Source organism: Candidatus Thioglobus sp., from assembly GCF_028599055.1.
Classification (GTDB): Bacteria; Pseudomonadota; Gammaproteobacteria; order PS1; family Pseudothioglobaceae; genus Thioglobus_A.
In genome coordinates this window covers 1-18,439 of sequence record NZ_JAQRMS010000011.1, presented here as the reverse complement: position 1 = coordinate 18,439, position 18,439 = coordinate 1, and the positions used below count along the sequence as shown (strand labels likewise).

The following is an 18,439-nucleotide window of genomic DNA, read 5'->3' as shown; positions in this document are numbered from 1 at the left end:
AAAATTCGTGAAAAATGTCAAGGCTTTAATGCTTGGTTGACGCAATTAGAGGGTTTGGGTGGATGATCAAGCACAAAGACTTCAGGCACTAGATACCTCCCGTTCTTTTTTAATCCAAGCACCAGCTGGTTCAGGCAAAACTGAATTACTCACCCAGCGCTATCTTCGATTATTAGCAGTTAGCGATTCGCCCGAAGGTGTATTGGCAATGACGTTCACTAAAAAGGCAGTTAGTGAGCTTAAAGCTCGGGTAATCGATGCGTTAAAAGCTGCTAAAGGTGAGCGCCCCGAACAGGCGCACAAGCAGCAAACCTATGATCTGGCCAATGAGGTATTAGCACGATCTGAAACGCTTGGTTGGCAGTTGCTGGAGATGCCTCAGCGCCTTAAAATTTCCACCATTGATGGGCTGGCTAATTTAATCACCACGCGCTACCCAAGGCCAGGCACCTGGGTTAACAAGAAAATTATCACCCAAACTTGGCAGCAAGAGGCGATTTATCTGCAAGCCGCAAAACAAACACTGCTTAGTATTGATACGCCAGATTTTGCTCAGCCGATTCAGCAAACCTTGCTGTATTTAGATAATAATGTCAATCGCTTCTATCAGCTGCTGACCACCATGCTCGCCAAACGCGATCAGTGGCTCAATAAGCTATACGTCAAAGATGTTTTTAATGCGCAAAGCCTGAAAACGAGCGCTAATCAAATTATCAATCAACATCTGGCGCAGCTATTGGCGTTAGCTGAAGCTGAGTTTAAGCAGGATTTTTTTGAGGCGTTAAGCAGTAATACTCAAGCTGAAATTGCACAAATTAATGCCTTGCCCGGCGCCAAATCTAGTGACTTGTCTCAGTGGCAAAGTTTGGCAGATATATGTTTGACAGCGGGTGGAACATGGCGCAAAACACTAACCAAGGCGAATGGTTTTCCTGCAGAACTCAAAGCGCAAAAATTAACGGTTTTAGATGTGTTGTCAGCCTTGTCTGGGCAAACAGAATTAGAGCGATTGTTGAGTGGCGTTAAACATTTGCCCGAGTTAGATTTCGCTGAGGATCAAATTCAGGCACTGAGTAATATTGCGCAAGTATTAAAAATAGCCGTTGCGCAGCTAAATATTTTATTTGAAGCACAGCAGTCTAGCGACTTTATCCAAGTAGCATTAGATGCAGATCAGGTCTTAAGTGATCATGGTGCTACGGATGTGGCACTGTTTTTAGATTATAAAATACAACACTTATTGATTGATGAATTTCAAGACACTTCGAGTACTCAGTTTGCACTGATCGAGAAACTCATTGCCAGCTGGCAACCAACAGATGCTAAAACGATTTTTTTGGTGGGCGACCCCATGCAATCTATTTATCTATTCAGGCAATCTCAAGTTGGCTTGTTTTTACAAGTCAGAGTATCTGGCATTGCCAATTTAAACCCTGAATTTTTACAATTAACCACGAATTTTAGATCAGATAAAGCGGTGGTCGAAACCAACAATGCGTATTTCTCTAGTATTTTCCCTAAAACAGAAAATGCGCAAGAAGGAGCAATTTGTTATGCACATTCAAGCGCTAATTTAGCGGCTACTCAGCAAGGGTGTGTTAAGTTTTATCCATTAGCCCATCGCCAATACGCCCAAGAGGCGCAACAAGTACGAGAAATTGTTGAACAAAATAATGACAGAGAAGTGGCGATATTGGTTAGAAATCGCTCGCATTTATCAGAGATTGTTCCTGCGCTAAAGGCTGCTGGTATTGAATTTGAAGCCTTAAAAACCACGCCTTTAAAACAAGCCTCTTTCACGCGAGATTTAATCGCGCTTAGTCGAGCTATATTAAGCTTGGGTGATAAGCTTGCTTGGTTGGCTGTTTTGAGAGCGCCGTGGTGTGGTTTGCTATTGGCAGATATCTTAACCATTGCCGAGGTTGAGCATCAGGTTGTTTTTGAGGCATTGGACCAGCCTGATTTTTTACAAACACTCAGTTCAGATGGCGTTAATCGAGCGCAAGCCTTGCACGCTTCATTATTAAGTGCGGTAGACAACCAATCAAGATTTAGCACCTTGCAGCGACTTGAGTTTGCCATACAACAATTGTGTCCACAGCAATCACTAACTGAAAAACAGCGCATGATTAAACGCCAGTTTTTAGCCATTATTCATGAATGCGAGGTATTGGGTCAGCTCAACATTCAAACCATTAATCAGCAACTGGACGAGTTGTATGCACCGAGCACCCCGAGCACCGTTAAATTAATGACCATTCATCAAGCCAAAGGTCTAGAATTTGACGTGGTTATCATTCCCGGTTTAGGCAGGGCGCCTAGAGCTAATCAATCGCCAATTATTCAGCTCCATGAGTTTGTTGATCAATCATTGTTATTGGCGCCAATTAAGTCCTATCAAGCTAAAAACCCAAGCCGTACCTATCAATATTTGCAACAATTTGAATCTCGCCAAGGACATTTTGAAAGTATGCGCTTGTTGTATGTGGCGATGACACGTGCTAAATCAGACATTCATTTATTGGCCACTTTAAATAGCAACAACAAAGCCAGTAGCAATACGTTTCTTAAATTACTTGAGCCATTATTAAAACACCAATTCGACGCCGCGCCAGCTGTGGAGGAGGATCTAGATGTTACTCCTGAGGCGCTACAATTGCATCGTTACACAACCCCGTTAACATCGAGTCATTATGCCCATGAAGCGCACGAAGTGGCTAATATTAACAATAGTATTGATTTGGGTTATAAGAGCTTATTAGGCACATTCGTGCATCAGTGTTTTGAATTAGACGCTTTTGAATTGGACAAAGATGTGCTTGATGCTCGGTTAATAGAGTTAGGTATTGCCACCCAGGCGTTAGACTCAGCACGCCAGAGCGTAGCACAATTATTAGCCAATACCAAAACAGATGCTAATTTTGATTGGCTGTTTAAATCAAGAGACTCAACACAGGTAGAGGCTGAATTTAGCCATCAAGGCAAAAGCGTAATTATTGATCGATTATTTATAGATAATGATATTTTATGGATTATTGATTTTAAAACGGCCGATCTGCTTATGGGCGAATCTCAGGCAGATTTTATTGAGCGTCAGCGTCAAAAACACAGTAAACAGCTATTATTTTATAAAGAAGTGCTATCCAATAACTATACAAACGACATTAAGTGCGCTTTGTATTGTCCAAGTGTGCAAACTTTAATCGAAATTGTTTGATTGACAATATTTGCTAAATTTCTAAAATTTATTAGATTAAAACTGCGGTTGACCGCTATATTGTTGCTATACCGGTGTGTATATAATAAATTCTACTTTGGTACGTGTTTAATACTACTATCTCCTTAAATATAGAGTTGCGTGCCAAAGTACCTATTTTTTTTAAATAGACAAGGTAAATCATGAACAAATCAGAACTAATCGACGCAATCGCAACAACAGCTGGCTTATCTAAGGCAGATGCAACTCGCGCACTTAACGCAACAACTGATGCTATCACAGGCGCAATGTCAAAGGGTGACGTGGTGCAAATTACAGGTTTTGGTAGTTTTGTTACCAGAGCTCGCGCAGCTCGCGCAGGCCGCAACCCACAAACAGGTGCAGCAATTCAAATTAAAGCATCAACTGTGGCTGCATTTAAAGCAGGCAAGGCGCTTAAAGACGCAGTTAACTAACAACTGATTATTCAATCAGTTCTCGGGGGAGAAATAAAAAAGCACCTTCGGGTGCTTTTTTATTGCGCTATTTCTAAGCGCAATGGTTAAAAATAGTTAAGGGTAAGTCATGATTCAAAATGTTGGCAGAAAGGATGCGCAAATCAGAACAGTTCTTGGGGCTGTTCTGATTATTCTGGCGATATTTGTGAGTAGCTATTTAGCCTTGGTTGGTTTATTTTTAATTGCAACTGCATTGGCCGAGTGGTGTGTTATTTATAAGCTACTAAATATCAGCACTTACACAGCGCTTAACTCAAGCTTCCGATATAGGTAGTTATAATAAGATGATGAATCCAGCCACCATTGATCAGCAATTGCTGACACGTACAATTTATATTATTGATGACGATGGTGATATTTTGCAATCGTTAACAGACTTTTTTCAATTGAAAGGTTTCAAGGTGAAAAGCTTTTGCTCAGCACTTGATTATTTGGCAGCGCTTGATAACAAGCCAGGGCTGGTAATTAGTGACATCTCTATGCCACAAATGAGCGGCATACAATTGCTTGAGAAGCTAAATGAGTGTCAGCACTTACGACCTGTTTTGTTTATGACCGGCGTGGCCAGTATTGAATTGGCTGTTGAGGCGATGCAACTAGGTGCGCGTGATTTTATTGAAAAACCTTTTTCAACCCGTGTTTTATTAGATAAAGTAATTGAAATTCTCAAGCAATCTGAACAGCAATTTTCAATTGCTGAACGCCGCCATAGTTTAACCAAGCGAGAAGCGCAGGTATTTGACTTGGTAATTGATGGGCTTAGTAACTCAGCTATTTCTGAATCATTGTTTATCACTGTTTCAACTGTAGAGAAGCATCGCGCCATGATGATGAGAAAAATGCAAGTCATGTCATTAAATGAATTATTTGAATTGTCTAAAAACATGAAAAAACTACCATGATCGGGTTGATTCGATTTTTCATCATTGGTTTTTATTGGTTAGCAACTGTAACGATTGCCAATGAATTGGCACTAACCCAAGCGCAGCAACAGTGGCTTAAGGCGCATCCTGATATTCGTATTGGTATTGATCAACACTGGTACCCTGTTGAATATGTTGACAACGACGGTATGGCTGCAGGTATTTCAAACGATATTGTGCAGTTGATGGTGCAACAAAGTAATATTGACCTAACTTATAACAATCAATTATCTTGGTCAGAGGTTATTGAACGTGCCAAGAATAAGCAAATTGATTTGGTGTCTGCTGTGGGAAAAACCAAAGAAAGGGAAGAGTTTTGGCTATATTCAAAACCATATTTAGCGACAAAAACGGTTTTTGTTACTAAAAATAATTATCTTAATACAGGTCTTAAATGGACTAACAATCTAGATCATCGTTCATTAGATACTTGGTATCAAGGTCAATTGGCCGTGGTTAAGAATTATCCAACTCATAGCCGTATTAAAAATGAATGGCCCGATATTCCGTTACTACTAAAACCAACCCAAATGGCATTGCTACAAGCGCTTCAATCAGGTGAGGCTGATGTTGCAGTCATTAATTTAGACACAGCCCTGCCTATTATCAATGCTCATCATATGATGGATTTAAACATTCATGGTGATGTTTTTTCTGAGCCAGAGTATGTTTATTTTGCCGCACGTAAAGATTGGCCAGAATTGATCGAAATTATTAATGCTAATCTTGATTTTATTGGTTCGACAGAGATTGAAAGAATCCGTCAAAAGTGGGCCGCTACCTCGGTTGAACTTGGCATTTCAAAAGAAAACATTATATTTGCCTTTGCTGGATTTATTGTTATCGTTGGTTTGATTCTGATCTATGTACTGTTACTTAAAAGAAGCAAGAAAAAGATTGAGGCAATTGTTAAAAGCCAGTCTAATGATTTATTTAACAATTATCAGCGGCTGAAAGATCAAAATAATAATCGTGCGGCATTGTCAAAAATGAATTTTGATCGACCTTTGCTGGCATTATTTCAAGAATTATCGTATAACGTTGCCACCACGTTAACAGTAGAGAGGGTTAGTATCTGGCGTTACAATCAGGAGAAAACCAAACTGAACGGTGTTAATTTATACCAACATAGTACGGATCAGCATACAGCAGCAGGGGTTTTAGCCGTGAAAGATTTCCCCTCGTATTTTGCTGCGCTAGATAGAGATCGAATTTTAGCCATTGACGACACCATGACTGATGTCCGTACTCAAGAGTTTACCCCTGAATACTTACCTAGTAATAATATTGTTTCTATGCTGGATTTGCCTATTATGGTAGACGGCAATGTTTATGGCGTTTTATGTTTAGAGCAAACCAATAAGCCGAGACAATGGACAGAAGATGAGATTGGTTATGCAGTTTCTGTGAGTGATTTTGCCTCGCTAATGATTGAATCAAGCAATCGAAGAGCTAATATGGACACCTTGATTTCCCAATCGCGCCACGTGGTGATGGGCGAGATGATTGCCATGCTAGTACATCAATGGAAACAGCCACTCACCACACTGATGCTAAAAACAGGTACCATCAAGGATAAGCTGTCGACCATGAAGGTTGATGATGCAGATTCGGCATTTTTAATTGGTCAGCTTGACGGTGTGGAAAGTGTTTTAGAGGATCAAAACCACATGATTCAGGATTTTCGAGATTTTTTTCATCCTGATAAAGACAGTGCATTATTTTCATTAAGTGAAGCAGTTCTATCCAGCATTGATATATTAGATAACCAATTGACCAAATATCATATCGATGTGGATATTAATATTGATAGTCAAATAGCTGTTTTCGGTTTTGAGCGTGACTTTCGCCATGTGATGATTAATATTTTGAATAATGCGATTGATCAAATTGCCGATCACAAAACATCCTGCCCTATTATTAAGCTAACTGCTAAACCGGCAGAAAGAGTTATAAATTTAGCCATTGAGGACAATGCAGGTGGCGTCGATAAGGCAATTATTAACACGATATTTGAGCCTTATGCTTCAACCAAAAAGCTTAATGGTACAGGACTGGGTTTATATATTAGTAAACGTATTATGCAAGACTCATTTAGAAGTAATATTTTTGTTGAAAATACCGCAACGGGCGCAAAATTTAGTATGGCACTACCTCGACAGGGGGGGGTAGGTGATAAGTTGCATCTAAAAAAATAATACACCCATACAAAAGATTAGCGTCTGGCTAATGTTGATGTGTATGGGGGTAAAGAATGGGGTGGGCGACTGTTACATATAATCTTGAGGAGAGAATAGGATGGTCGCCCAATTGAACAGCTAACAATCTTGGGGAGAGTTTTGTTGTTCAGATTATTATTATATATTAATATTAAAATAATACTATAGCGGTTAACCGCAAAATTACCCTATGAGCGAGTACCAACAAATCGCTTGCTATAAATAACCTCGCCATCTTTCTTGATTTCAAGATAATTACAGGCTTTATCAGCGCCTTGATACTCAAACTTTTTAATTTGGTACAAGCAATGCTGGAAATCTTGACACATGAGTGAGCCACTAGAGCCCATGTTGTCATTTTTATGAATGGTTAATGTGTAATTATCAGCATTGGCCAACATTGGTAATGTTAAGCTAAGAGCAAATAAAATAGACTTCATGACTTACCTCGATGCTGGCATTCGCCAGAAGATAGGCAGTCTTCTTTTTTGCCGCAGAAATAAGCAAAAATAGCACCTGCTAAAAAAATCAAGCTAATAAGTGTTTGTAAAATTGTATCAATCATGGGGCGTTCCTTTAATTTCAAAATCCCCAAGATTTTATTTTTTTGTATGCGGCGTATTATACAAGTATTATATTATTATATAGTGGTAAACCGCAAAAATAAAGGGGTCTAGATGGTGACTGAAGAATTTCTGCTGATATCAAACAAGGCGTTAATCATGGCAACCGCGTCACAGCCTGCGTCAAAGGCTTGCTGTTGATTGGAAAAATTTATACCACCAATGCCAACAATGGGCATGTTAAGTTGTTGTTTAGCCTGGGTAATAGTATCTAGCGAACAATGTGGCGCATTGGGTTTGGTGTCTGAGTTAAATAGTGCACCAAAAGCAACGTAACTTGCACCTTGTTGTTGAGCAGATTTTGCCAAATCGATATCGTTATAACAACTAACACCGATAATTGCGTCAGCGCCCAATTGAGCTCGAGCGATTGCAATCGAGTTATCCTCTTTGCCTAAATGAACACCATTAGCGCTGACTTTTTGCGCCAGGTTAATATCATCATTGATGATAAATAAAGTATGATGTTGTAAGCACAGTTGGCGTAATTGGCTGGCTTCATTGAGTTTGGTGGCGTTGCTGGCGGTTTTGCGTCGATATTGTAAAATGCCAATATCGTTCGTAGCGATGATTTTTTTAATGTGATCCAGGTTAATCGGAGCATCTGGCGTGATGGCGTAAATGCCGCTAATTTTTTCAACTGTATGTGACATCATGAATTTTCAATTAAGATATAATTTATTAATTACGATTTTCATTATAGTGACTATTGCCGCTATGTGGCTTTTGATGAAAGGTCTGTCTTATGCCTATGAACAACTAACTCGGCAAGAGGTAGCGCCGCCAACAGACAACGAGGTGGTTTCGCAAGAGATGGCCTATGTAGAAAAAATTGATCAATTTGCTTTGCAGGAATTTGGTGAAAATCAGCGTTTGTCTCATTATGTTGAGGCGCAGGTTTACTATAATTTTGAGCAATCACCAGCTTTGTTAATCAATCCAAAGGTAACAACTTACGATCTGCAGGGTGAGAGTAATTATGTGCTGAGTGCTAAGCGCGCCAATTATTTAGACAGTGGCGAGGTGCGCTTTACCGGGCAGGTGGACGTGTCATCCAGTGATGGCATGACACACAAAATGAACACCGAGGAATTATTGGTAGATACGCATACGGATGATTTGGTCAGCCATAAAAAAGTCACTTATCTGGGTGAGAATGCCAATATTGTTTCTCAAGGTATGCAGATGAAGACCAAAGACAACAAGATGAAGTTAACGGGCGATACGCGCATTAATCAAGATAGTGGTCAAAAACTACTAACTCAAGATCTCTATATTGATCAGTCAAATGATCAAAAACATTACTACTCGGATAACCAAACCACTTATTTATCAACAGCCAGCAAGATTATTGCCCAAGGGATGGATATGGACATGAAAAGCGAGTTAACCCAGCTGCTGGGTGATGTTGACATATTGCAAGCGTCTGGCTCTACTATTAAGTCACATGATTTATTAATAGACCAGGCACAGGGTCGAGAAATTTATAAAACTGACGATAAGATTCATTATCAATCTAGTGTTGCAGATATTCGAGCAACTGGCATGTATTATGATGCCACTCGTCAAAAAATTACTTTTAAAGGTGGCGTGGTGGGGCGTTATGAGTAGGTTGTTGTTGATTGTACTCTTGGCGCCTCTGGTTGTTCTGGCATTGCCAGGTGATAAAGCGCAACCGATTCATGTTAAGGCGCAAACCGTGACTCTTGATGAACAGCAAGGGGTTAGTGTTTATACGGGAAGTGCTAGCGTTGTCCAAGGGTCTCTCACCCTGAGCGCTGAAAAAATAAAAATATTTAACAACCAAAAAGAAGTGGTCAAAGTTATTGCCAAGGGTACTAAGAAAAATCGTGCACACTATAAGCAAAACCAGCAAAATCAGCCAAGATTTATTGAGGCAACTGCAGAACATATCACCTACAAGATTAAAAGAGAAATGGTGCACTTAAAAGGTAATGCGCATTTGGTTCAAGGCTTTGATTCGTTTAGTGGTGGTACGCTAGATTATGATATTAAAAACGATAAGGTGATTGCTGAAAAATCAAAAGACGGTGCACAGCGAGTTCGATTTAAAATTAAGCTTTAGCGTGGTTCTAAAAACTTTAGTAAGATTTTGCAAGTGCGTTTAAGATTTTTAAATTAAAACGCATTTTATATATCCTTGGGGATATATAAAAATATCTCTATATCAAGGACTTGTAAAAAAACACAATAGGTATAATTTTCTATCTTTAAACCTAAATAGGATTGTACTATGTCAAAATTAGTCCCACCACACGGTAGCGACACGATTAACGAATTAGCGTTATCGGGCGATGCATTAGCAGCAGAATTAGCAAGAGCTGAATCTTTACCAAAGATTACTTGTTCATCTAGAGAAGAAGGTGATATCGTCATGCTTGGTATTGGTGGCTTTAACCCATTAGAAGGTTTTATGGGTCAAGCAGACTGGCAAGGTGTGTGTGACAACATGACTATGGCTAACGGCTTATTTTGGCCAATCCCAGTAACGTTATCAACAGATGACGAAGCAGTTAAAGCAGGTGACGAAGTTGCATTAGTGAGCAGCAAGTCTGGCGATATTTTAGCCACCATGACAGTGACTGAAAAATACACAATTGACAAAGATCATGAGTGTGAGACTGTTTACAAAACAACCGAAGAGGCACACCCAGGTGTGGTTATGGTTCAGGCGCAAGGCGCATACAACCTTGCAGGTCCTATTAAAGTATTGTCAGATGGCGGCTTCCCAGCTAAGTTTGGCGATTTATACATGACACCAATGGAAACTCGTGCTTACTTTGACGAGAAGGGCTGGAAAACAATTGCCGCATTCCAAACGCGTAACCCAATGCACCGTTCACACGAATACTTAGCAAAAATTGCAGTAGAAATTTGTGATGGTGTGATGATTCACTCAGTATTAGGCGGTCTTAAAGCGGGCGACATTCCTGCTGATGTGCGTTCAGAAGCAATTTCAACATTAATTGATAATTACTTTGTGCCTAATACCGTATTACAATCAGGCTACCCATTAGACATGCGTTATGCAGGTCCTCGTGAAGCATTATTACACGCACTATTCAGACAAAACTACGGTTGTTCACACCTAATTGTTGGTCGTGATCATGCAGGTGTTGACGATTACTACGGTCCGTTTGATGCGCACAACATCTTTGATGAAATTGCAGATGACGCACTAATTACACAGCCACTTAAGATTGACTGGACATTCTGGTGTCACGAGTGTGGCGGCATGTCTTCTATGAAGACTTGTCCACATGAAGCAAAAGACCGTGTATTACTATCAGGTACTAAAGTACGTAAGATGTTGTCAGATGGTGAAGACCTTCCTGAAGAATTCTCGCGTCCTGAAGTGGCTAAGGTGCTGCAAGCTTACTATGCAACCATCAAAGAAGAAGATAAGGTTGAAGTCAAGTTAAGCGGACACTCAGCTAAATAAACACCCGTTAAAAGTCGCTTAAAAAATAAGCGACTTTTATTTGGAAAATAAACTTTTAAATAAGTATAATAGTTGGATTTTGATTCGCCGTATTTGCGTCGAGTAAGAATAAAGACTAGAAAGAAAGTGTTAGCCATACGGCTAATTTAATAGAAGTAATTGATTTAACCTAAGGAGGATGAAACTATGATCAATTTCGATACAACACCAATCGCTTCATTGCTAGAAGCGGGATATACGTATGCAGATATGCAAACGTATGTAACTGTTATGATTGCCCTAGTGGTATTGATGACAATTGCTGACTTGATTCACAAAGGCAGCACAACGTATTTCTTTAACGCAGCAGCTAAAGCTGAAGCGCAACTAGCAGCGGGTGATGCACCTTGTACTGTTGGTAAAGAAGACACTAGACTAACTCAGCTTGGCGCTGGTGATAAAGTTGGTATCTTAGTAAATACGATCGTAACAGACGTTGCAACTGCTGGTGAGTTCCATAACCCAGTTCGTCGTTTAGTTCACATCTTAACTATGTATGGTTTCATCCTATTCAATGCAGCAACTGCAATGATTATCTTTGGTGAAGAAACAACTACAACATTAGCACAAGTGTGGAATGTTGGCGCAATCATGTTGTTTATCGGTACTTTCTGGTTCTGGTTCTCATTTAAAGTTGACGGTCAAGCTGAAGGCGTATCATGGACAAGTGTTACCCTTAGAAAAGACATGTTCTCATTATCATTAATGGCAACATCAGTAACAGCATTAGGCTGGTCAATCTACGGTGGTGGCGCAGGCGTTTGGTTCTTCTTAGTGATTCTTTCAACAGCATCATTATTTGGCGGCGTTTACTGGTCTAAATTCTCACACATGTTCTTTAAGCCTGCTGCAGCATACAACAAGCGCATCATTCAGGCTAACGGTACAAACGAGAACTTACCGCACGAAACTCGTTTTGGTGGTGCAACAGCTGCTGACGACGATTTCCAGAAAAACAGACACTCTATGGAGCTTCTAGTAGATGCACCAGAGAATATGGGTCTAGGCATTAAGCGCGAAGCGCCTAAGCATTACTAATAATTAACTTAAGAGAGAGGAAATAATATGCCAACTTTTGTATATATGACTCGTTGTGATGGTTGTGGACATTGTGTAGATATCTGCCCATCTGACATTATGCACATTGACGATAAATATCGTCGTGCTTATAACATTGAACCTAATATGTGTTGGGAGTGTTACTCATGTGTTAAAGCATGTCCACACCAAGCTATTGACGTTCGTGGTTACGCAGACTTTGCGCCATTAGGCCACAGTGTACGTACTATCCGTGATGAAGAAAAAGGTACGATCGCATGGAGAGTTAAATTCCGTGACGGCCGTGTTAAGAACTTCTTATCACCGATCACAACTCAACCGTGGGGAACTAAGATTCCTGACTTTAGAAATGAGCCTGAGCCTAGCGACGAGATGCGCAACTCACACTTATTAGCATTTGAACCTAAGTACATCCGTATGGACGACGGTGGTTTACATACGCTAGAATCAAACAAACTATCATTAAAAGTGGGAGCAGAATACCATGAAAGCCTATAAAACTATTGTAGAAGATAATATTGATATTCTTATCTGTGGTGCTGGCCTTGGTGGCACAGGTGCAGGTTATGAAGCTAGATATTGGGGTCGTAACAAGAAAATCGTAATCGCTGAAAAAGCAAACATCAACCGTTCAGGTGCTGTTGCTCAAGGTCTTTACGCAATTAACTGTTACATGGGTACTCGTTTTGGCGAGAACAATCCTGAAGATCATGTACGTTATGCACGTATCGACTTAATGGGTATGGTTCGTGAAGATTTACTATTCGATATGGCTCGTCACGTTGACTCTGCGGTACATAAGTTCGAAGAGTGGGGCTTACCATTAATGAAAGACCCTAAGAGAGAAAACGCTGAAGGTCTTGCTAAAGGCGCATACATGCGTGAAGGTAAGTGGCAGATCATGATTCACGGTGAATCATACAAGCCTATTGTTGCTGAAGCGGCAACTAAGAACGTTGATAAGACATACAACCGTATTATGGTTACTCACTTATTAATGGACGAAGCTAAAGAGAACCGTGTTGCGGGCGCTGTAGGTTTTAACGTACGTACTGGTAACTACCACGTATTTAAATCTAAGGCTACTATCGTTGGTGCTGGTGGTGCTTCTAACATCTTTAAGCCACGTTCAGTAGGTGAAGGTGCAGGTCGTGTATGGTACGCTCCATGGTCTTCAGGTTCTGCTTACGGTCTTATGATTGAAGCCGGTGCTAAGATGACACAAATGGAAAACCGTATTGTATTAGCTCGTTTTAAAGACGGTTATGGTCCTGTTGGCGCATACTTCCTACACTTACACACGTACACTCAAAACGGTTACGGTGAAGAGTATGAATCAAACTGGTTCCCTGCATTAGAGGAAATGGTTGGTAAGCGTTATTTGAACACTGAAGCGTCTCACGTTTCTGCTCGTCCAATTCCGACTTGTCTACGTACTTCAGCGATTATTTCTGAAATTAACGCTGGTCGTGGTCCAATTCACATGGTAACAATGGAAGCATTCCAAGACCCTCATTTAGAAGAAGTTGGTTGGGAAAACTTCCTAGGTATGACTGTTGGTCAAGCGGTACTATGGGCTGCTACTGACATCGATCCTAAGTTCATCAACCCTGAATTAACAACGTCTGAGCCGTATGTAATGGGTTCACACGCAACAGGTTGTGGCGCATGGTGTTCTGGTCCTGAAGATCTTTCTCCGAAAGAGTACTTCTGGGGTTACAACCGTATGACGTCTGTTGAAGGTTTATTTGGTGCAGGTGATGCTGTTGGTGGTACACCACACGCATTCTCATCAGGTTCATTTACTGAAGGTCGTCTAGCTGCTAAAGCTGCTTGTCAATATCTTGATGACGGTAAGGGCGAAGGTATTGTAGTTTCTGATAAGCAAATTGCTGATCGTAAAGAAGAAATCTACAGACCATTAGAAACTTACAGAGTAGGCCGTAACGAAATCGTTGCTGGTACAGTATCTCCGAGCTACATTCTTCCGATGCCTGGACTGCAGCGTCTTCAGAAGATTATGGACGAGTACTGTGGTGGTGTAACAGTTTCTTACATGACTAACGACAAGTTACTTAACATGGGTATGCAGAAGATGTCTATCATGGAAGAGGACTTAGAGAAGTTAGGTGCTGAAGATATTCACCAGTTAATGCGTGCATGGGAGCTTAAGCACCGTCACCGTACTTCTGAGTGTGTATTCCATCATACGTTCTTCCGTAAGGAAACAAGATGGCCTGGTTACTACTACCGTGGTGATGCGATGAAGCTTGATGACGAAAACTGGCATGTATTGACAGTATCTCATCGTGATCGTGTTACTGGTCAGTACACAATGCAGAAAGCGCCTTGTTACCACTTAGTCAACGACGAAGAGTAATAAACAAATAGAGATTTAACTTAAATTTCTATTTTGATAAAAAGACCAACACTTTGCTGTTGGTCTTTTTTATCGATTGTAGGTTTTTAAACAAGACTTACAATCGATAAAAAATAATTTATCACCCTAATATAGGGCAGTTCAGAAAAAAAATAGTGGAGTACAAAATAATGAATATTATTGACAAAACTGATGAAGAAATATTAGCCATCGCCCATCCAATGTGGGATGACCTAATAAAATTTTCTAACAATGCCAACTATGGTGCCTTTACCCGAAATTTTTCAGAAGATTTTTTACGTGGCGCAAACGAAGTTGAAATGGGCAAGCAGTTCGCCCGTAGTGAGTTAACTAAAGGCTTGGAAAAAGGTGCTGATTACCTAGGCATGATTCGTCGTGGAGAGTATGTGACTGTTTTATACAGACAAACCAACAATGGTAAGCTAAACGCTGAAAAGAAAGGTGAGTATCTTGGTAGACTGGTACTTGGCTATGAAGGTGATGTAGTTAAGATTTTCGGTGCAACTATTTTTTAATTGGTTATGGCAGATTTTATTGAAGAGTCTAAATACGTAGAGCTGATCTACAAGGTTGTTGATCAAAAAACCGGTGACGTATTCTCAAGTATTGAGTATCCAGTAGGTTACGTGCATGGTACTAATGATGTATTAGGTAAAGAAGTGCTAGCTGAGTTAGAAGGCCGTGAACAAGGCGACATTATTGAAATTAAAGTGGATGTTGATAAACTTTATGGCCCCAGAGATGAATCCTTAGTCTTTATTGATAAAATCGAAAATGTGCCTCAGGAGTATCGTAAAGTTGGCACTAAGGTAACCATGGAAAACAAAGATGGACAGCCTAAAGATTTCTTGGTGACTAAAGTTGATGATGCCACCGTTACTATCGATGGCAATAATCCGCTGTGTGGTCGTAAAGTTAATTTCATCTTAGAAGTTCTATTGGTGCGTGACGCAACCATTGAAGAAATGGAAGCTGGTGGTACAACGGATTCTGAGCCAAGTCTTGAAGAAATTTTAAGTCAAGGACAATAATATGAGCGTTGATTTTACTGAATCAGAACTAACAACCATCCAGAACAACTTGGATAATCGTTGGAGAAAAGAAAAAAAAGAAGTTAACATGGCAGATATTGAGATAACTCGAGAAGGTGAAGATAAGCCTGAGTTATTTCCTGCTGCTGTTTGGGAGGATTCTAATTCAACTTTTATTATTATCAAGATGGATAATTTTAAATATAAGAGTTTTTTCTATTATATGACGGATAAACGCTTTGACACGGGTCAAGATATCTACAACGACCTGCATGAGTGCACTGACAAGCTATTAAAAGCTCAAGCAGATTTTCTGTTAACCAAAAATACCAAAGGACTAAATGTCCAAATACATGGAAAGACAGGCATCTAAATCTTAACAAAAGGTGTGTTTTAAGCCTGGTCTTAACCTTGCTGACACCCCATGGCAGACTTACGCGTGACAAGGGTTAGCGTCAAATTAGCGTTTTCTATTTTTGCACTAGGGGCAGGGGTTGCAGTCTTAAACATTATTCAAATAGGGTATATTTAAAGCTTAAATTTGAATAATTAATCATGAAAAAAATTAACGAATTAATTGCTGTTGATAAACCCAGAGAAAAGCTTGAAAATAAAGGCGCTTCAGCGCTAAAAGATTATGAGTTAATGGCAATTTTAATGGGTTCTGGTGGTAAGAACAAGGATGTACTCCAGCTCTCTCGTGAAATCGTTAAAAATTTTGAAAATGATTTTGACACCATCACCCTTGACAGTCTTTTAAAAATTAACGGTTTGGGTAAGGCTAAAGCCAGCAAAATTATCTCGGCGATTGAACTTAGTCGCAGATACTTAATCAAGCAAAATATCAAAATTACAAGACCTCAGCAAGCCTATGATGAACTGAGAAAGTATCATGATAAAAGACAAGAATATTTCTTATCAATAACACTTGATGGTGCCAGTCATTTGATTAAAACACGAGTAGAGTTTATAGGTACGCTAAATCGTACTTTGGTGCACCCGAGAGAGATTTTTGCTCATGCGATTGCAGATAGAGCAGCAAGTATCATTGTGGCGCACAATCACCCAAGTGGCACGCTTGAAGCTAGCAAAGAGGATCTTGATATTACCAAGCGTCTTAAAAGCGGTGCAGAGTTGCTGGGGATTGAGCTTAAAGACCATATTATTTTTAGCACAGAGGGTTTTATCAGCCTTAAAGAACAAGAAAAATTATGAGCATATCGGCACTTATTTGGAGTACAGCAGACCTGCTCCGAGGTGATTACAAGCAATCAGAGTATGGCAAGATTATTCTGCCTTTTACTTTATTAAGAAGGCTAGAATGCGTATTAGAGCCAACTAGAGAAGCAGTGCTTAATGAGTACGATACTAGAAAAAAACTCTCAGCATCGGCACAAGATAGATTTTTGATGCGCAAATCAGAGCACAATTTTTATAACACTTCTAAATATGATTTAAGTAAGTTAATGGCAGATTCTGCCAATATTGCTGATAATCTTGAACGTTATATCACTAGATTTAGCCCTAATGTAGCAGAAATATTTGAGAAATATGAATTTAGCAAACAAATAGAAAAACTAGCAGAAAACGATTTATTGTTTTTAATTGTTGAGAAATTTTCTAGCTTTGACTTACATCCGCAAGTTGTTTCAAATCATAAAATGGGTTTGTTATTTGAAGAGCTCATCCGTAAATTTGCAGAAGCTTCCAATGAGACTGCGGGTGAGCATTTCACCCCAAGAGATATTGTTAGGCTGACCACTTCGTTATTATTTGCCAGTGATGATGAGGCACTAACTAAAAGTGGCATTGTCCGTAGTTTGTATGATCCAACAGCAGGTACTGGTGGTTTTCTATCTAGTGGCACTGAATTTATTCATGAACTTAACCCTAAGGCAACGCTGGTCACTTTTGGCCAAGAGCTGAATGGTGAAAGTTATGCTATTTGTAAAGCTGATATGATTATCAAAGCTCAGCCAGTGGAAAACATCAAGCATGGCAACTCCCTAAGTGATGATCAACTCAGCACTAAGAAATTTGACTATATGCTTTCTAATCCACCCTTTGGCGTGGAGTGGAAAAAAGTACAAAAACAAGTTACTGCTGAACACAAAAACCAAGGCTTTGGCGCTGGACTGCCTAGAGTTTCAGATGGCTCGCTGTTATTTTTGTTGCACCTAGTTAGCAAGATGAAAACCAAGCATGAAGGTGGTAGTAGAATTGGGATTATTTTAAATGGCTCACCTTTATTTACTGGCGGCGCTGGTAGTGGTGAAAGTGAGATACGTAGATACTTATTAGAGAATGATTTGCTAGAGGCAATTATTGCTATGCCGAATGATATGTTTTTTAATACAGGTATTGCTACTTATATATGGATTTTATCCAATAAGAAAGAAGCTCATAGAGAGGGCAAGGTTCAGTTAGTGAATGCGTCTAACATGGGTGAGTCAATGAGAAAGAGCCTTGGCTCTAAAAGAAAACAACTCAACGAAGATGATATTAATAAAATCGTAAGAACTTATGGTGAATTTGCAGCCAGCAAAACTTCCAAGCTATTTAGTACCACTGACTTTGGTTACAGAAGAATCACAGTTGAGCGACCACTACAGCTTAGCTATTATCCACATGATGCAGAGAAGCTAGAAGCACTACAAAATGACAAAGCATTCATCAAGCTAAAAGATGACCTAGGTTCATCTATACTTACAGTACTGAGCCAAATAGCAGATGATAAGATAATGAGCCGTACACAGTTCAAAGCAGAACTAGAGGGCAAGGTTAAGCTGACAGCGAGCCAGTTCAAGCTAATACAGAAACATCTCCAAGCACAACGAGGGAACAAAGGTAAAGAGGAGCATGGTGTTAGTGGCAACAAAATGCGACTAAAGCCATCTCTCCTCAAGGGCATTGTTTAAGTAAGTCGTGGCGTCATAAAGGTAAAGCATGACACCATAAAGGTAAAGC

The 18,439-nt window shown here is 39.9% G+C and carries 19 protein-coding genes; 16 read left to right on the top strand and 3 right to left on the bottom strand.

Annotated elements, in window-relative coordinates:
* Positions 1–58: 58 nt before the first annotated feature.
* The 5 genes from PSN35_RS01660 (at position 59) to PSN35_RS01640 (ending at position 6,835) form a co-directional block, all read left to right on the top strand.
* Positions 59–3,217 carry an exodeoxyribonuclease V subunit beta gene (locus PSN35_RS01660; protein ID WP_300028633.1) on the top strand — a complete coding sequence of 1,053 codons (3,159 nt, stop codon included), beginning with the start codon at positions 59–61 and terminating at the stop codon, positions 3,215–3,217.
* A 182-nt stretch (positions 3,218–3,399) separates the two neighbouring features.
* On the top strand, positions 3,400–3,672 hold the full coding sequence (locus tag PSN35_RS01655) for an HU family DNA-binding protein (RefSeq protein WP_300028631.1): 273 nt from the start codon (positions 3,400–3,402) through the stop codon (positions 3,670–3,672).
* A 109-nt stretch (positions 3,673–3,781) separates the two neighbouring features.
* Positions 3,782–3,988, top strand: a complete 207-nt coding sequence (locus tag PSN35_RS01650; protein WP_300028630.1) for a DUF2892 domain-containing protein — start codon at positions 3,782–3,784, stop codon at positions 3,986–3,988.
* Between the two features lie 13 nt (positions 3,989–4,001).
* Positions 4,002–4,616, top strand: coding sequence for a response regulator (locus tag PSN35_RS01645; protein ID WP_300028629.1), 615 nt, complete (start codon positions 4,002–4,004; stop codon positions 4,614–4,616).
* Positions 4,613–6,835: a transporter substrate-binding domain-containing protein gene (locus PSN35_RS01640; RefSeq protein ID WP_300028627.1), complete on the top strand. Its 2,223-nt coding sequence runs from the start codon at positions 4,613–4,615 to the stop codon at positions 6,833–6,835. The genes PSN35_RS01645 and PSN35_RS01640 overlap by 4 nt, the downstream gene beginning before the upstream one ends.
* Before the next feature lie 209 nt (positions 6,836–7,044).
* Here PSN35_RS01640 and PSN35_RS01635 read toward each other — a convergent pair whose 3' ends face one another.
* The 3 genes from PSN35_RS01635 to thiE all read right to left on the bottom strand — a co-directional run bounded on the left by PSN35_RS01635 (position 7,045) and on the right by thiE (position 8,135).
* Positions 7,045–7,296: a hypothetical protein gene (locus PSN35_RS01635; RefSeq protein WP_300028625.1), complete on the bottom strand. Its 252-nt coding sequence runs from the start codon at positions 7,294–7,296 to the stop codon at positions 7,045–7,047.
* A complete protein-coding gene (locus tag PSN35_RS01630) occupies positions 7,293–7,421 on the bottom strand; it encodes a hypothetical protein (protein WP_300028623.1) in 129 nt (42 codons plus the stop codon). Before PSN35_RS01630 ends, PSN35_RS01635 begins: the two co-directional genes overlap by 4 nt.
* Before the next feature lie 108 nt (positions 7,422–7,529).
* On the bottom strand, positions 7,530–8,135 hold the full coding sequence (gene thiE, locus PSN35_RS01625) for a thiamine phosphate synthase (RefSeq protein ID WP_300028621.1): 606 nt from the start codon (positions 8,133–8,135) through the stop codon (positions 7,530–7,532).
* Here thiE and lptC point away from each other — a divergent pair.
* The 11 genes from lptC (at position 8,134) to PSN35_RS01570 (ending at position 18,390) form a co-directional block, all read left to right on the top strand.
* Positions 8,134–9,090, top strand: coding sequence for an LPS export ABC transporter periplasmic protein LptC (lptC, locus tag PSN35_RS01620; RefSeq protein WP_300028619.1), 957 nt, complete (start codon positions 8,134–8,136; stop codon positions 9,088–9,090). The two genes, thiE and lptC, sit on opposite strands and share 2 nt — an antisense overlap.
* Positions 9,083–9,565 (top strand): lipopolysaccharide transport periplasmic protein LptA, encoded by a 483-nt coding sequence (gene lptA / locus PSN35_RS01615; protein ID WP_300028617.1) that lies wholly within the window; start codon positions 9,083–9,085, stop codon positions 9,563–9,565. Before lptC ends, lptA begins: the two co-directional genes overlap by 8 nt.
* Before the next feature lie 168 nt (positions 9,566–9,733).
* Positions 9,734–10,942, top strand: a complete 1,209-nt coding sequence (gene sat / locus PSN35_RS01610; protein WP_300028615.1) for a sulfate adenylyltransferase — start codon at positions 9,734–9,736, stop codon at positions 10,940–10,942.
* Between the two features lie 249 nt (positions 10,943–11,191).
* Entirely contained in the window at positions 11,192–12,019 is an 828-nt protein-coding gene (locus tag PSN35_RS01605) for an adenylylsulfate reductase (protein ID WP_300028635.1), read from the top strand.
* A 27-nt stretch (positions 12,020–12,046) separates the two neighbouring features.
* Positions 12,047–12,538, top strand: coding sequence for an adenylyl-sulfate reductase subunit beta (gene aprB / locus PSN35_RS01600; RefSeq protein WP_300028613.1), 492 nt, complete (start codon positions 12,047–12,049; stop codon positions 12,536–12,538).
* Complete coding sequence (gene aprA / locus PSN35_RS01595; RefSeq protein ID WP_300028611.1) at positions 12,525–14,420, top strand: adenylyl-sulfate reductase subunit alpha; 1,896 nt, start codon at positions 12,525–12,527, stop codon at positions 14,418–14,420. Before aprB ends, aprA begins: the two co-directional genes overlap by 14 nt.
* Before the next feature lie 170 nt (positions 14,421–14,590).
* Complete coding sequence (locus tag PSN35_RS01590; RefSeq protein WP_300028609.1) at positions 14,591–14,956, top strand: hypothetical protein; 366 nt, start codon at positions 14,591–14,593, stop codon at positions 14,954–14,956.
* 6 nt (positions 14,957–14,962) lie between these two features.
* Positions 14,963–15,472, top strand: coding sequence for a peptidylprolyl isomerase (locus PSN35_RS01585; RefSeq protein WP_300028607.1), 510 nt, complete (start codon positions 14,963–14,965; stop codon positions 15,470–15,472).
* A gap of 1 nt (position 15,473) precedes the next feature.
* A complete protein-coding gene (locus PSN35_RS01580) occupies positions 15,474–15,845 on the top strand; it encodes a hypothetical protein (protein WP_300028605.1) in 372 nt (123 codons plus the stop codon).
* 182 nt (positions 15,846–16,027) lie between these two features.
* Entirely contained in the window at positions 16,028–16,687 is a 660-nt protein-coding gene (radC, locus tag PSN35_RS01575; protein ID WP_300028603.1) for a DNA repair protein RadC, read from the top strand.
* Positions 16,684–18,390 (top strand): class I SAM-dependent DNA methyltransferase, encoded by a 1,707-nt coding sequence (locus PSN35_RS01570; RefSeq protein WP_300028601.1) that lies wholly within the window; start codon positions 16,684–16,686, stop codon positions 18,388–18,390. The genes radC and PSN35_RS01570 overlap by 4 nt, the downstream gene beginning before the upstream one ends.
* Positions 18,391–18,439: the final 49 nt, after the last annotated feature.